Source organism: Bradyrhizobium sp. SOJA106, assembly GCF_059448745.1.
On record NZ_CM182549.1, the window covers coordinates 1,322,243 to 1,338,499 of the forward strand.

Annotated in this window: 7 protein-coding genes and 1 tRNA gene; 5 read left to right on the forward strand and 3 right to left on the reverse strand. The window is 58.3% G+C overall.

Translation table 11 applies throughout. The annotated features are described in order from the left end of the window. Positions 1–28 precede the first annotated feature (28 nt). A complete protein-coding gene (locus AC5V87_RS06195) occupies positions 29–388 on the forward strand; it encodes a hypothetical protein (protein ID WP_495370290.1) in 360 nt (119 codons plus the stop codon). A 272-nt stretch (positions 389–660) separates the two neighbouring features. Further along, positions 661–737, forward strand: a tRNA-Met gene (locus AC5V87_RS06200). Here the strand turns inward: AC5V87_RS06200 and AC5V87_RS06205 are convergent. Then, positions 694–2,355, reverse strand: coding sequence for a recombinase family protein (locus tag AC5V87_RS06205; protein ID WP_456843457.1), 1,662 nt, complete (start codon positions 2,353–2,355; stop codon positions 694–696). The genes AC5V87_RS06200 and AC5V87_RS06205 overlap by 44 nt on opposite strands. A 3,954-nt stretch (positions 2,356–6,309) precedes the next feature. On the opposite strand from AC5V87_RS06205, the gene AC5V87_RS06210 reads away from it, so the two are divergent. After that, positions 6,310–9,414 carry an efflux RND transporter permease subunit gene (locus AC5V87_RS06210; protein WP_495370291.1) on the forward strand — a complete coding sequence of 1,035 codons (3,105 nt, stop codon included), beginning with the start codon at positions 6,310–6,312 and terminating at the stop codon, positions 9,412–9,414. A gap of 501 nt (positions 9,415–9,915) precedes the next feature. Continuing rightward, positions 9,916–10,965, forward strand: a complete 1,050-nt coding sequence (locus tag AC5V87_RS06215) for an MFS transporter (protein ID WP_495371834.1) — start codon at positions 9,916–9,918, stop codon at positions 10,963–10,965. 275 nt (positions 10,966–11,240) lie between these two features. On the opposite strand, the gene AC5V87_RS06220 is transcribed toward AC5V87_RS06215, so the two are convergent. Beyond that, complete coding sequence (locus AC5V87_RS06220) at positions 11,241–12,251, reverse strand: GDP-L-fucose synthase family protein (protein WP_495370292.1); 1,011 nt, start codon at positions 12,249–12,251, stop codon at positions 11,241–11,243. Then, positions 12,232–13,317, reverse strand: coding sequence for a GDP-mannose 4,6-dehydratase (gmd, locus tag AC5V87_RS06225; RefSeq protein ID WP_495370293.1), 1,086 nt, complete (start codon positions 13,315–13,317; stop codon positions 12,232–12,234). Before gmd ends, AC5V87_RS06220 begins: the two co-directional genes overlap by 20 nt. A 997-nt stretch (positions 13,318–14,314) precedes the next feature. Between gmd and glmS the strand changes: the two genes are divergently transcribed. After that, entirely contained in the window at positions 14,315–16,141 is a 1,827-nt protein-coding gene (glmS, locus tag AC5V87_RS06230) for a glutamine--fructose-6-phosphate transaminase (isomerizing) (protein WP_495371835.1), read from the forward strand. The last annotated feature ends 116 nt before the right edge of the window (positions 16,142–16,257 follow it).

The following is a 16,257-nucleotide window of genomic DNA, read 5'->3' on the forward strand; positions in this document are numbered from 1 at the left end:
CCCCGCGAGCCCCGCGCGTTTCCTTCCCATGCGCACGACATCAAACATCATCCTGGCCAGCCTCATGATCGCCACCTCCGGCAGCGCGATCGCGCAGGCTCCGCCCGCCCCGGCGACGCCGCCGCAACAGACCGCGCCGCCATCCCCGCAACATGCGGCCGGTTGCACACCCCAGGACCGCCCGAACCGCGCTGCGCCCGATGGCACCACCACCGGCCAGTCCCGGGAACCGCTCGGCGACAAACTGGCGAAGTCCGATGGCGTGATCTGCCCGCCCGCGGGCGTCGACCCCGAGATGCACGCCCCGGCGCCCGAAACCGGTGGCAACACCCCGGTTATCCCGCCCCCCGGCAGCCCCGGCGGCGACCCGAATGTAAGGCCGAAATAGGTTCCTTCTCCTTCGCCTCTGCCCGCGCTTGTCCCGGCGAAGGCGGATGCGGGAGAGGCTCAACTGCGCACGGATCGTGATTTCGGGTGAGTGGCTCTCCGCGAGTCTGGTGCACGAAATGGGCGCGTTCGGCCCCGAACGGCGTGACTTCGGCTTGAAAAACGGGGTGAATCACCCGTCAATCGCCGCCAGCTTGCTTGACTTCCCGCCGCCCCCTTCCTTATATGCCGCGCGTTCGCGAGATCGGCCTCATTGGCTGCCGCGATCCCTGTGGCGGGGTAGCTCAGCTGGTTAGAGCACGGGAATCATAATCCTGGGGTCGGGGGTTCGAGTCCCTCCCCCGCTACCACCTTTCCCCACACTCCTTTGACTTGGTTGGGATAGGCCTTTTCCCCGAGCAGGGCATTTAGCCGGCCTGCTATCTCCACGGCTACACCACCTGGGCGCGCTGGATCGCGGAACACAGTGACCGTCTCGACTAGGTCTCTGATGGCTTCTGCGGCCTCTCCGTCGCCCGCACTGGCACCTTTTGCTAGTGATTCTTCAAGCCGACCGAGTTGCTCCTCGTATCGTTTGAGGATGGCCGGATGTAGCGCGACTTCCTTCGGGGCGAGCGGTTCGCTCTGCAACTCCTCGGATATCCGCTTTCGTTCCGCATCCAGTGCGGTTGATCTCGGTCCGAGAACAGACGGATCGCCATGTCCTTTTGCGATCGCATCCACCAGCCGGTCGATCTCGCGGTTTAATTGCCCAAGTTGCTGCTCAAGGCGCTGCCGTTTTGCGTTTGATGTAGCTGCGAGGCGCTTCCGCTCCTCTAGATATGTGTGCACGTACTCCGAAAGAACCTTCGGCGCGCGCAATTCGGCCTTTAGCCCGCTGAGGACTGCACTCTCGACGGTGTCTAAATAGAACGTCTTGGCGTCAGGACACGTGCCACTTTCGGTGGCCGCCGAGCAGCGAATCCGAACGCGCCCCGATTTGTCCCGTCCATTCGTTGCCATACCCGAGCCGCATGAACCACAACGGAGTAAGCCAGATAGCATCCGACGGGGCCGACGTTGATGGCTGGGGTGGCCGTGGCTGCGCTCCCCTTTGCGTTGCTGGGCAGCTGTGAACAACTCTGGACTGACAATTGCAAGATGCGGCACTTCAGCAATCTGCCAGTCACTCCTCGGATTCGGTCGTGACAGGCGCTTTCCCGAGTCGGGATCTTTCACCATCCTGACTTTGTTCCAGATAAGGCGCCCCATATAAAGTTCGTTCAGCAGAATGCCGGCGCCCCTCTCATGATTGCCATTGATTGTTGAGGCATTCCAGGCTCGCCCGCGCGGAGGTGATACCCTCTCCTTATTGAGATCATGCGCGATTTCCCGAGGCGTACGACCGTCCACGTATTCCTGAAATATGCGCCGGATCACTTGTGCCTCAGTCTCGACAACCACTCGTTCGCCGCTTCTTCCGGTGACCGCGGCGTACCCGTACGTCAGGCCGCCGCCAGCCAAACCTTGCTTGACCCGCCCCGCTTGGCCGCGACGCACTTTGTGCGCATTGTCCTCACGATAGAGTTGTCCGACCAAACCGCGAAGGCCGACCAGCACGGTGTTAACGACTCCCTCGTGGACCGCCCGGATCTCGATCCCGAGAAATGACAGCCGCTTATGAATGCCAGCGAGATCTTCCATGTCGCGAGACAGGCGATCGAGCGCTTCGACGATTACCACGTCGAAGGATCTCTCTCGCGCCTGGTCCAACATCCGCAGAAGGCCTTCACGGCCCATGACGGACCCGCCTGAACGAGCCCGATCTTCATGGATACTGACAACAGTTAAACCTTCGCGCTCGGCATAGCTTTGACAAAGTGAAAGCTGATCCTCAATCGATCGCTCGTTCTGCAGATCGGTCGAGAATCGAGCATAGATTGTCGCTCTTTTCCTTGTCGTCTCTTCGATTAGCGAGCTCTCTTTCATGATCTTCCCTCGCGGCCACACGAGCAAGTACTCGCGCGAGACGTAAGATCGCCTTGTCTGGATTCCTCTGCAAGAAAAATTTGCGATCAGCTTCCCGCACGATCGAGCCTCTACGCCATCGCGAGGCTCAACGAGGTGCACGCACCTGCGCTGGCGCCAGTCGACAAGTGGTGGTGGGCACTGATCATCTCGAGCATCCTGCTCGGATGATAACTAAGTGCAACGGCCGCTATGAGCTCGTCGTGCAATCGGGTGCTTAAGCGATGAAAAAGAGAGGAGCGAACGGCTTGCTTGTGCCGAATTGATACTGCTCGGAGGGGCATATCGTCTCAATCTAGCGAATACCAGGGTGGAAACTCCGGGCTCCGTCACGGGACTCTGTTCCAGCTATCGATTTCGCCACCAGTTCGCTCTGATTGGACCCGATGGCTCAAATGTCTCTAGCAGGTCTATCCAGGCGAGCGGAAATGGTCTTCCCGGGTCGGGGAACGATCGGCGGACTACTAGGGCCAGGCCTATGAGCCCGGATATTGCGTGAAAACGGGTACCGGAACGAAATTCAGTCTTTGGAGTCGCTTCTTTTTGAAGACCCTCGATATCTCCCGCGTCGCCGCGTGCGCGGCACCCGAAGCTTCTTGTGTTACCTGAGAATCTCGCCGAACTGACGAGCTAAGCGCGTCGGGAACTATATTGTTCGGCGCAGTTACAGCTTACGAACGGCATCTTGGTCTAGGGACCGACCGCACGCGGTAAGCGCGCTTGACACAATCGTCACCGGCGTCGAGAGACAACCTTCAAGTTTGACGAAGTTACCTCGTGGCCCTTCGCCACCAGATAACTTCCTCGATGAAACAGGCGTTCGAACAAGCAAAGCGCACCATAGGTACCGACCTTTGATGGAATCGATGCCCTTCGCTGGCCCAGGACCCTTGTCCATGAGCGAAAGATGCACCGACGAGAGGCGGGAATGACGAGCCGCAGGATGAGACCCGAAGGTCCGATCAATTGATGTCCTCCTTTGCTTTACATGCGTCTCGGTGACGGCCAAAGGCGGCGACCTACCAAGCTTGTTGACTTTGATGCGACTATTCCTACTCCCGTTTGCATTGAGGATTGGGTCTCATCGTGCCGATGAGCTCTGATGCGTCTTCAACACGTCGGCCACCGCGGAGGACGGGTCCACTGTCGCGATGTTCTCGACGGTTTACAACGTAGTGCTATTGCTCACGGCAGCCGTGTGCGCATCGGAATGACCGATATACGATCGACCTCAGCGTCAGATCCCAGAACCCATCACTTGCTTATCTTAAGTGAGAAGCACCGCGGGCAATCTAGGCTGAGGAGGCACCGTCATCAGCTGTCCATCCGGGCACCCACCGGAGCAGCGGCAAGTTCAACCTGCCCGGGATCAGCGGAGTAAACGCGCATATCTTCAAGTTTGACCAGCAGTTTCTCGATTGCTGTGCATGACCACCAATGCTGGTAGGTCAACCGAGGACGCTCTATCGCTAAAGTGCCACCGGACCCTTAGGCGACGGGCCTCGCGGGAAGGCCGGGTGCCTAACCTTGTGATCCCCCGGGGTTAACTACTGAGCCAGCGGCACGATAGGGAAAGCTCCTTCCTTCCTTCCTCCACTGGGGCCGAGTCATCTCGCCCCTACCTGAGCGAAGCGGATGCGGCAGAGATAGCGCATTTGTCCACCCCCCGGGTGGATATAGGCGCCGAGTCACATCCGCGCTGCTGTCGAATTCGCCAGCTACCAAGCCTCATCAGGCCCATTAGCCGGTAAGCGTCAAAACTAGACTCAATCGCATTCTGACGAAACGGACACAATCGTCTTCGGTACGAGAACCCAGCGTGGAGCGCGCCCCGGTAAGCGGGCGCGACGTATTCGGGTTCGAAAGCAACTGATGGGCGATCCGAATGGCCAGTCCTGCGGGTCAAAGTGCCGGCACGAGCCGGGGCGTGAGGTCAATCAGTCATAAACGTGCAGTGGATTGGCTGCGCGCTATCCGGCGCAGGCCCGGCGCGGCTGCCGCTGATCGCAAACATGCCGAGTGGCTACTATCCGCGGCGTAAACGTCGATATTGCTCTCGGCGGCAAGCGGCCACATGGGCCGCTTTTGATTATGTAAATTGCTGCGCAGTCTGTCAGCTTTCGGTAAGCCAGCCCCGATAAACAATCGTTGGGTTTAACGGGGGCGTGGCAGGGACAGCGCATGAGCTGAAGGACCACCATGTGCCGAGTTACGCTTCCGTTAAGCTCATTGCACCGCGGATGCTGCAGGGATCGTGCCTCATGATGCCCCGAGGCGCCGAGCCGTGTTCGCACTGCTGCTTGTAGCCGGTTAGCGGGGTTGCAGGGACAGCGCTGCCCCGTGGGGGACGAGCGCCGAGTGCTAAGTTCAATTAGCAATGAGGGCGAGCAGGGACAGCGTCTGCTCCAGCGCAACCAAACGGAGCCGGCCGCCGCATTGCACTGCTTCCGATCAATCATCACCAACCCTCTGGAAGGGAAGGAGGTTGCCTGCGAGGCCCGGCCGCTGTATCTTGGTGGTGCAATTGTGTCCGCCATGTGTGTGGCGACGCCGACGCCGACTGCGTTGCCGAGTTCTTTAACGCGGTACTCCCTGTCGTGGCTTTCGAGGTCTCGGATAATCTTTCCAAAGGAACTGCTTCTATCGCGCTCCGTCTGGATTTACTCCGTCAACGTTCTCGCGTCTCTCATGCGCATTTGTGTCATTCTTGTTTACGCAAGGCGCACGTGTCTGGGCATGCTGGTGTCTCAATTTCTCCAAGGCGAAGACCCAGCTTAGATTGCCGCCGGTGAGGACGGGACCGACCGATTATGGTAGGTGCCCTTCGGTACTTCTAGAAGATACAAGTTGATAGCCTTGAGGATTTGAGCCTCCCGGGAGCAAAGGTGGCCAGCTCCAGTCTTCGTGACCGGGTTGGCCACCAGCGCTTGCGCGCAGCTACAGGCGAACAAATGCATATATTCGAGCGGCATATCGCATCCTTGCGGTCGCAAGCCCTTGCGGTGCTTGCGGCCAATCAAGCCCGTGCCGCCGATCAGTCTCTGGGACCATCAGATCGCAACGCTGCTACATTTAACATCGACGAAGTTCAGGCGATGCTAGCCATACTCGATTGCATGAAGCCCAACCTGCGGCCGAAGGAAGCACGGCAGATCGCTGCGCGCATACGCGCGCTTCTAGAGGACCACAGGGGGCAGCCGCTTCGAATAGGATGTCTGTGAGACCACAAGATGTGAGTTTTCGGTCGGTTGTCCATCCCTGAACGAGGAAGAAGATGTCCATTAGCGTACTCCCCGTGAGGATCGAACGGATACCCAAAAGAATGCGCCTCTGACGCTGAATGGCGGAGGGGCCATAGTACCAATCGTAATCGTAACGTGGCGTGACGAAGACTGCAGCGGGCTGAACGTTGTGTCCGGGCAACCCTGTAAGCCTTGTTGCCGGCGATCAGCGGCCAATTCGACAAACCTTGGTTTAGTGCTTTGCAGCCGATGCTATATCACCCACTTACCTTTGTAGAGTTGAGCGCCGGTTAGATCGTTTGTACTTTCGATGTCGAACCTGGATCATTCGATTTGCGGTTCAGTGCGAAGTCTGAACTGATGCCTTTGCCAGAAGTCGGCGCGTTCCAATCAGGTGTTGAGACGAACATCTTGTTGCACGCAAAAGGGCAGGAGCTTCCTAGAAGGTGCCACTATCGAGATCCCGATCAGCCCCCGATCAGCGGAATAGTACTCTATTTGAGCGACGAAATTGCAAGCGGAGGATAGGGCGTCCTGCGCTCGCGAGCGCCCTTAGAGTAGCCAATAACGCGGCGCTTGTGCTCGGGTCTTTAGTACAGTCGCCGCATTGATGATCATCGCTGGTGTACGTTGCCGGCGAATTTGCATCCCCCCTCTTGAAATGCGAGTCGAGATGGCATTTACCGAGCTTTTCATCAAACGTCCGGTATTGTCTGTCGTCGTTAGTTGCCTGATCTTACTGATCGGCTTTCGTGCGGCCACCGTACTGCCGATCCGGCAATATCCCAAGCTATCTAATACGGTTGTCAATATCACGACTTCCTATCCTGGGGCCTCGGCCGACATGATTCAGGGGTTCATCACCACTCCCCTGGAGCAGGCAGTCGCTTCCGCCGAGGGCGTCGACTACGTTATTTCCTCATCGGTGCTCGGTACCTCCACGATCCAAGTCTACATCAAGCTCAATTTTGATCCCAATGAAGCGCTCACCGAGGTGCTCTCCAAGGTAAACTCAGTCAAATACTTAATCCCGAAGGAATCAAACGATCCGGTCGTCACTAAGTCAACCGGTCAGGCGACCGCTGTCATGTATATCGCCTTCTCCAGCGAAGAACTGGCGGCCAGCGCGATCTCCGACTACCTCTCGCGCGTTGTGCAACCCGTCATGTCAACCGTCGACGGCGTCGCAGCGGCAGACATCCTGGGTGGCCAGAGTTTTGCGATGCGGCTATGGCTCGATACCGCGAAAATGGCAGGGCACGGCGTGTCGCCGGCCGAAGTTTCGGCTGCAATCGCCGCTAACAACTTCCAGGCCGCGGCCGGCCAGACCAAGGGCTATTTCACTATCTCCGATGTCACGGCAAATACGGATCTGCGGAGTGTCGATGACTTCAAGCGCATGATCGTCAAATCCAATGACGGTGGCTTTGTGCGCATAGCGGACATTGCGACAGTCGAGCTTGCCGCGCAGACCACTGACACTAGCGTCGCAATGAACGGCGAGCACGCTGTCTTTATCGGCGTCCGGGCAAGCCCGCAAGGCAATCCGCTAAACATAGCGCGAGGCGTTCGGGCTCTGTTTCCAGAAATGGAGCGTAACCTGCCGCCGTCACTGAAGATGAACGTGGCCTACGACTCCACCAAATTCATTCAATCGTCGCTCGATGAAGTGGAGAAGACGCTCATCCAAGCCGTCGTGATCGTGGTGGCGGTAATCTTCCTATTCCTGGCCTCGCTGCGGTCGGTCATCATTCCTGTGGTCACTATACCGCTCTCGCTTGTTGGAATCTGCAGCATGATGTTGGCGCTGGGGTTTTCATTCAATCTCCTGACTTTCCTTGCGATGGTTCTCGCAATCGGTCTCGTGGTCGATGACGCGATCGTTGTGGTGGAGAACATTCATCGCCATTTGGAAGAGGGCGCGCCGCCTCTAGAGGCTGCTATAAGGGGCTCGCACGAGATCGTCGGCCCCGTTGTCTCCATGACGATTACCTTGGCTGCGGTATATGCCCCAATCGGGTTTCTCGGCGGCCTCACCGGCGCGCTGTTCCGCGAGTTTGCGTTTACGCTGGCAGGAGCGGTGATCGTGTCAGGCGTGATTGCTTTGACACTGTCGCCGATGATGTGCTCGGTCTTCCTGAGGCGCGCAGAGGAGGGGCGGTTTGCAACATTTGTGAACCGCGGGTTCAGCACCATGACACGATGGTACGGCCGAAAGCTCGACCGCTCGCTCGACTATCGTCCGATTACCGGCCTGTTTGCGGTGACCATGCTGGGCCTCGTCGGCTTTCTTTATGTGAATACTTCCAAGGAGCTCGCACCCGAGGAGGATCAAGGTATCGTATTCGCTCTAACCAAGGCGCCGAGATACGCCAATATCGACTACCTCGATTATTACGGCACCAAGCTAGAACACGCGCTCCAAAAATTTCCAGAGACCGATTTGAGCTTTGTGCTCAATGGTGTTGGCGGCCAGCAGAGTGGCATGGCCGGCATGTTGCTCAAGGCATGGGACGAGCGCAAGCGCTCATCGATCGTGCTTAAGTCGCTTGTCCAGGCCGAGCTGTCCAAAATTGAAGGCATCAACGCGTTTGCCTTTAGCTTGCCGCCACTTCCGGGCGGTTCGGATGGCCTACCAGTGCAGATGGTGATCAATTCGACGTTTGACTTCCAATCCGTCTACGAGCAGATGTCGAAGCTGAAGGAGGCCGCGCGGAAGAGCGGTCTGTTCATGGTGAGCGACTCCGACCTCGAGTTCAACCAGCCGGTGGTACGAATCAAGGTTGATCGATCCAAGGCCAACGAGCTTGGCATCACCATGCAGACCATCGGAAACGCGCTCGCCACCTTACTTGGCGGAAACTACGTCAACCGCTTCAATTTGCAGGGCCGCTCCTACGAGGTGATCCCGCAGGTGCCCCGCGAAGAACGCCTGGCGCCGCAAGCAATCGGGAGCTATTATGTGAAGACTGCGGCAGGCTCGATGCTTCCGCTGTCGACCGTAGTCTCCATCGAGACTGCAACCGATCCGAACGCGCTCACCCACTACAATCAGCTCAACTGCGCGACCTTTCAGGCTGTGCCGATGCCCGGCGTCACGATCGGTCAGGCTGTGGACTTCCTGGAAGCGGAGGCGAAGAAACTGCCCGCAGGCTTCAGTCACGACTTCCTTGCCGACGCGCGCCAATATGTGCACGAGGGTAACCAACTGGCCATTGCCTTTGCATTTGCACTCATAATCATATTCTTGGTGCTTGCGGCACAGTTCGAAAGTCTGCGCGATCCCCTCATCATCCTGATCAGCGTGCCGATGGCAATCGTCGGCGCCTTGATCCCGCCATTCTTTGGCTGGGCGACGATGAACATCTACACACAGATCGGACTGTTGACACTGGTCGGGTTAATTTCCAAGCACGGCATCCTGATGGTTGAGTTCGCCAATGAGCTGCAGCTCAAGGAGAGACTTGACCGTCGCTCGGCTATAGAGATGGCGGCGCGCGTCCGACTGCGTCCAATCTTGATGACCACTGTGGCGATGGTCACCGGCTTCATACCCCTGATGATCGCAACGGGAGCTGGCGCCGCGAGTCGCTTCTCGATCGGGCTCGTGCTCGTCGCGGGCATGTCTGTCGGCACGCTGTTCACGCTCTTCGTGCTGCCGGCGGTCTATGTCGCGATCGCGTCCGATCATCGTGCCGATGCGAGCTCCGGCCGCGCGAAGATCGCTGCCGATCTCGACCTAACCGGCGCTGCTGATGCCCAGATGGCCAAGCAATGACGATAAAATCAATCCCGGTTCGCTCAGTGTGGATGCGCGAAGGAGCCTGCGATCGATTCACGCTCCCTTACGAATCGAGATCTTCACGCGGCGTTGGCTTTGCGAGGTTTGTAGGCTTTGCGACAAAGCCACAGTGAGCGTTGCGCCTCAGGTTGTCGCAGATCAGCAAAAACTGTCACCCTCTTATGGCCAGCTTAACTCGGGAAGGAATAACCGAAGCACCCTATCCACGGGCTCGACGATCACCGTCCGCTTGCCTAGTGAGGTAGTCCACTAGTGTTTGTGACGGCATTGCATTTGCAGGGATAAAGAATGCCAGCTTGAGGCCATCATGGTCGAAGCGCCGCCTGCAGGCGACGCACGCAGGATGAGGGGCGTCGCGCTCGCGAGCCCGTTCTCTCAGGAGCGCCCGTGATACTGCCTTCTAATTGGTCTGCCGGCCTGCTTGGGACTCGGCTCGCATTTTTTGTGGCCGGATTCGGCCTCGCGGCCTGGGCGCCTTTGGTGCCACTCGCCAAGGAGCGGCTCGCGGTCGGTGACCGCATGCTTGGTTTTTTGTTGCTCTGTCTCGGAACCGGATCCGTTATCGCTATGCTTTTGACCGGCGTATTGAATGCGCGGTACGGCAGCAAGCCCATTATCCTCGGGGGTGGACTTGGACTCGCGATCATGTTGCCGTGCCTCGGAATTGCCAACACACCTGTCAGGCTCGGTGCTACGCTGTTTGCTTTCGGCGTTTCACTCGGCTCGATCGATGTAGCCATGAACATTCACGCGGTTGAATTGGAGCGCGTCACGGGCCGTCCATTGATGTCTGGCTTCCACGCCCAGTACAGCATTGGGGAATTCACCGGCTCTGCCGCAGTGACCTCGCTCCTGTCGCTGCAACTTGGCCCGCTTTTTTCGACGTTGGTCTGTTCGGCGTTGATGACGATCGCGATTGGATCGGCGTGGCCGGGGTTGCTCGCGGCGGGGGCGGGGCGGCAGGGGCCATCGTTTGTCTTGCCCGATCGCAGTGTGTTGCTAATAGCTGTGCTCGCGGCTATCACTTTCCTTGTCGAAGGTTCAATGCTCGATTGGAGCGCTTTGCTTCTCGTTGAACGAGATCTTCTCGCGGAAGCGAGTGGGGGCATTGGTTGTATGCTCTTCTCACTCGCAATGGCCGCAGGCCGTCTCGGCGGAGATGCCGTGGTGGCGCGAATCGGTGACCGTGCCACATTGATGCTCGGGACTCTGCCGATCGTAACAGGGTTCTTGGCTGTGGTGGCCGCGCCCGTTGCGTTAATTGCTATGGCGGGGTTCCTTCTTATTGGATTGGGTATTTCAAATGTTGTACCTGTACTTTGTCGACGCGCCGGCAAACAGAAAATGATGCCCCCAGCCGTTGCGGTCGCGGTCATCACGACAGCCGGCTATGCGGGTATTCTCATTGGGCCCGCCGGCATTGGGCTCGTCGCACACATGTTTGGCTTGGGCGTGGCATTTGGGATGTTGGGCGCGCTCATGTCCATCGTTACGCTGTCAGCGAGGATGATGAGAGACGATCGCTAAGGCGTTGGCCGAGTGGAAAGGGACACCAGCACGCTTCCGACTAATGGACGTCCAGCGGTCGGCACTTAGCGGCTAGAGACGATGAGCTCTCAACTTCATGGTAGCAGGTCTCGATCATGGCGATTCTCCTTTTCCTGCAAGTGGTTGGCTGCGTTGTAGCTAGAATACACCGCGTCACGTGGGTTCTTGGCGTCCGACCGAGCCCGGTGACAATGAACGCTTGTCAACTGCGAAGCAAAGAAGGACGTGAGCGGCAAGTCCGCTAGGCTGGACATTCACCGCGGATTGATGCCTAGAATTTGGCCGGTTATTCGCGGAACAGGCAGATCACTTTGGTGCCGTTCATCGCTGTCGGCGCGATACGCCCGGTATGCCAGCTGAATGCCGTCCTCAAGCGAGGTCGTGGCGCGCCAGCCGAGCCCGGACAGACGCCCGACGTCGAGCAGCTTGCGCGGTGTGCCGTCAGGGCGCGACGTGTCGAATCTGATCTCACCGCGATAACCGATGGCGGCCGCGACCATGAGCGCTAACTCGGCGATGCTGATGTCCTCGCCGGTACCGATATTGACCAGTTCCGGCGAGGAATAGGTCTTCATCAGATGGATGCAGGCGTCGGCGAGATCGTCAACGTAGAGAAATTCGCGGCGCGGCGTGCCGGTGCCCCAGACCACCACGCTCTTCGAGCCCGCGAGCTTCGCCTGGTGGAAGCGGCGGACCAGGGCGGCAATCACGTGGCTGTACTCGGGATGATAATTGTCGCCGGGACCGTAGAGATTGGTCGGCATCACGCTGATGAAGTCGCTGCCATACTGGCTGCGATAGGCCTCCGCCATCTTAATACCGGCGAGCTTGGCGATCGCATAGGGCTCGTTGGTCGGCTCCAGCGGGCCGGTCAGCACGGAATCCTCGCGCAGCGGCTGCGCCGCCAGCTTCGGATAGATGCAGGACGAACCGAGAAACATCAGCTTCTCGGCGCCGTTCAGGTAGGCGGCGTGAATCACGTTGGCCGCAATCGCGATGTTGTCGTAGATGAACTCGGCGCGCAGCGTGTTGTTGGCGACGATGCCGCCGACTTTGGCGGCAGCAAGGAAGATCACCTGCGGCCGCACGCGGGCGAACCAGTCGAACACGGCGGCCTGGTTGCAGAGATCGACCTCGCGGCGATCCACCGTGACGAGCCTCGCATCCTCCCGTTCGAGACGGCGCACCAGCGCGGCTCCGACCATGCCACGGTGGCCGGCCACATAGACGCTCTTGCCTTTCAGCTCAAACGCTGTGCTTGCCACGGCCAGCGTCCCGTTTTGCGTCCGCCAGATCGCTCGCCACCATCTCCTCGACGAGCTCTGCAAACGTCCGTTTCGGCTTCCAGCCGAGCACCTGGCGTGCCTTGCTGGCGTCACCGACCAGGAGATCGACCTCGGTCGGGCGGAAATAGGTGGGATCGATTCTCACCACGGTCTTGCCGCTCGTCTCGTCGAGGCCGGTCTCGTCGACGCCCTGCCCGCGCCATGCGATACGGCGGCCGACATGGGCGAAAGCCAGTTCGACCATCTCGCGCACCGAGCGCGTCTCGCCGGTGGCGAGCACGAAATCATCAGGCTTGTCGGCCTGGAGGATCATGTGCATGCCTTCGACGTAGTCCCTGGCATGACCCCAGTCGCGCTTGGCTTCGAGATTGCCGAGATAGAGCGTATCCTCGAGGCCGACTTCGATGCGGGCGACGGCACGGGTGATCTTGCGGGTGACGAAGGTCTCGCCGCGGATCGGGCTCTCGTGGTTGAACAGGATGCCGTTGCTTGCGAACATGCCGTAGGCTTCGCGGTAGTTCACCGTGATCCAGTAGCCGTAGAGTTTGGCGACGCCGTAAGGCGAGCGCGGATAGAACGGCGTCGTCTCCTTCTGGGGGACCTCCTGCACGAGGCCATAGAGCTCGGAAGTCGAGGCCTGGTAGAACCGCGTTTCCTTCTCCATGCCGAGGATGCGGATCGCCTCGAGGAGGCGCAGCACGCCGACGGCGTCGGCATTGGCGGTATATTCCGGGCTCTCGAAACTGACGGCGACGTGGCTCTGGGCGGCGAGATTGTAGATCTCTGTGGGGCGGATCTGCTGCATCAGGCGGATCAAATTGGTCGAATCGGTCATGTCGCCATAGTGCATCAGAAAGCGCACGTTGCCGGCACGCGGATCCCGGTAAAGATGATCGACCCGCGCGGTGTTGAACGAGGACGATCGGCGCTTGATGCCGTGCACGGTGTAGCCGAGATCGAGCAAATACTCGGCGAGATATGCGCCGTCCTGCCCGGTCACGCCCGTAATGAGCGCAACGCGCCGCTTTGAGTCCTGAGCCGCCATGGTCTCCCTTAGTGGCGCCGCAAAGAAAAACCATTGCGAAGCCGTTTTTCGAAAAATCTAGATGCGCATGCGCGCTTCACCCGCAATTAAAGGACAGCGTTGGTTAGCTCCAGTCATACACGTCATGCAGGAATGCGCACTATATACATTCATTTATATTTGGACTGAAGGATGCCAACACATTCAGATTCAAAAATGAAGCCCAGTACCCCTAGCAGCGCGATGTTCCTAAGCAGGCGAGACGGATGGCAAAACGCCCTTACGCGTGCTCGGGCGCGCTTGCCCGTGGCGATATTTGCAATGAGACAAAAGAGAGAGTCTGTGCTCCTAATCTATCCTCAGGAGCATGAGTTCATTTCGCGTGGTCTCGTCATGGCGCGGGAGATCGACAAGCTGAGGTCGCATTCGTCAATGCATTTGTCGGAATGACGGCACGCAAGTCAGCACACAGCCAAAGCCTGCTCATAGAGCCGCAGTCTACAAAGTGTTGTTAACTTCCAAATAGAATACGCAATCTTGTAGGTCGACGCATCGACCATGATCAGTGCCGTTGCCAATATCCAACTCGTGGCAGGCGGTGAGAGTCGACGCGCAACAAAGTGAGAAAGAGTAGAAAACGTTGGTATAGATCGTCGAACGTTTCGATATCCAGAGCTTACTTTCGTACAATGGAGCTTCGGCGCCGATCCTTTAACCTTGGCTGAGCGTAAGTTGCCTCGGTCCAAGTATGATAAGTCTCCTAAACCCGTGCCGGAAAACGTCTCCAGTAACTGGGACAATTCAAGCTAGAGCTGCTGCGTCGTTTGTACTCGATCGGCAGCCAAAAGCGCAATGTAGCCGGGCGAAGCGATGATGGCTGAAGGAGATCTAACTCACGCTTGTGAATGCGGCGGAGATACAGGCGGCCGCGAAAACCGAACTTGACACCTGTTACCATCGGGCAATCGAATTTCATGACGGGTTCCTGACCCCTTAAACTTGGGCTGCATTGATCGATATGTGTGGAATTGTTGGTATTTTGGGGCGTGGTCCGGTCGTTGGACAGTTGGTCGCCTCGCTCAAGAGATTGGAATATCGTGGGTACGACTCCGCAGGCCTCGCGACTCTCGAAGGTCTCCATATCGAGCGCCGCCGCGCTGAAGGTAAGCTGAGAAACCTTGAGGAGCGGCTGCGCTATTGTCCGCCGTCGGGACACACGGGAATCGGTCATACCCGCTGGGCGACTCATGGAAAGCCGACCGAGAGCAATGCTCACCCGCATGCGACGGAAAATGTCGCGGTCGTTCATAACGGGATCATTGAGAATTTCCGCGAGCTGCGAGCCGAACTGGAGCGGAATGGAGCCAATTTTAACTCAGAGACAGACACAGAGGTTGTGGCGCATCTCGTCGAATCTTATCTCAAGGAGGGTTACTCGCCACAGGATGCGGTACAAGCTTCGCTGCCGCGGCTGCGCGGTGCCTTCGCGTTGGCATTCCTTTTCAAGGCCCACGACGATCTTTTGATCGGCGCGCGTAAGGGGTCGCCCCTTGCGATCGGACATGGTAACGGCGAAATGTATCTCGGATCGGACGCGATCGCGCTCGCGCCTTTGACCGACACCATCACCTATCTTGAAGACGGCGACTGGGCCGTGCTTACGCGCACGATGTACGTGATCTATAGTGCAGACGGATCTGTCGTCGAGCGGGAAACATCAAAGTCTGGCGTATCGTCACTCCTTGTGGATAAAGCGAATTATCGCCACTTCATGGCCAAGGAAATCCACGAACAGCCGACAGTGGCCGGCAAGACATTGGCGCACTATCTCGACACGGCGGCCAAGCGCGTTGCCCTGCCGCTCACATTACCGTTCGACTTTAAATCCATTCAGCGCATCTCAATTACCGCGTGCGGCACTGCAAGCTATGCCGGGCACATCGCCAAATACTGGTTCGAGCGGCTCGCGCGCTTGCCTGTCGAGATCGATGTAGCGTCCGAGTTCCGCTACAGGGAGGCGCCATTACGCCGGGGCGATCTCGCGATCGTCATCTCGCAGTCGGGCGAAACCGCTGACACGCTAGCTGCGTTGCGATACGCCAAGGACCAGGGCGTGCACACGATATCTGTGGTCAATGTCCCGACGTCGACGATTGCGCGGGAGAGCGAATCCGTTCTGCCGACGCTGGCGGGGCCAGAAATCGGCGTCGCCTCCACCAAGGCATTCATCTGCCAGCTGATGGTATTGGCTGCGCTTGCCATAGCAGCAGGCAAAGAGCGCGACAAACTGTCTGAGATCGATGAATCGAAGCTTGTCCTTGCGCTTATCGAAGTGCCGCGGTTGATTGCTGCGGCGCTGTTGATTGAGCCGCAGATCGAGAAGCTCGCGCGTTATATCGCCGACACAAGGGACGTGCTCTATCTCGGTCGTGGCACATCGGCCCCCCTGGCGCTGGAGGGCGCACTCAAGCTGAAGGAAATTGCCTATATCCACTCAGAAGGTTATGCCGCCGGCGAGCTCAAGCACGGACCGATCGCACTTATAGATGAGGCAGTGCCTGTGGTGGTGATCGCGCCGTATGACGAGGTCTTCGAGAAGACCGTCTCGAATATGCAAGAAGTTGCGGCTCGGGGCGGCAAGATCATCCTGATCACCGATTCGAAGGGTGCTTTGGAAGCGACGGTGGACACACTAATGACCATTGTGCTGCCGGAGATGGTCGCAAGCTTTACGCCGATGGTCTACGCCATTCCGGTTCAGCTCTTGGCTTACCATACCGCACTCGTAAGGGGCGCGGACGTGGATCAGCCGCGTAATCTGGCAAAATCGGTGACCGTGGAATGAGGCGGCAGTGCTATATTGGAGCATTGAGGCCATTAATGGAGTGGGCGAGCTCAAGGAGAACGATCCCAGTATCAACAGGTCTCAATCATAGACCGATCCAGCTCGATGAGCAGAGT

Excerpts from the sequence above, each read along its gene's own strand:
- AC5V87_RS06205 (WP_456843457.1), bottom strand. The coding sequence starts at position 2,355 with ATGAAAGAGAGCTCGCTAATCGAAGAGACGACAAGGAAAAGAGCGACA.
- glmS (WP_495371835.1), top strand. The coding sequence starts at position 14,315 with ATGTGTGGAATTGTTGGTATTTTGGGGCGTGGTCCGGTCGTTGGACAG.
- AC5V87_RS06210 (WP_495370291.1), top strand. The coding sequence starts at position 6,310 with ATGGCATTTACCGAGCTTTTCATCAAACGTCCGGTATTGTCTGTCGTC.
- gmd (WP_495370293.1), bottom strand. The coding sequence starts at position 13,317 with ATGGCGGCTCAGGACTCAAAGCGGCGCGTTGCGCTCATTACGGGCGTG.
- AC5V87_RS06195 (WP_495370290.1), top strand. The coding sequence starts at position 29 with ATGCGCACGACATCAAACATCATCCTGGCCAGCCTCATGATCGCCACC.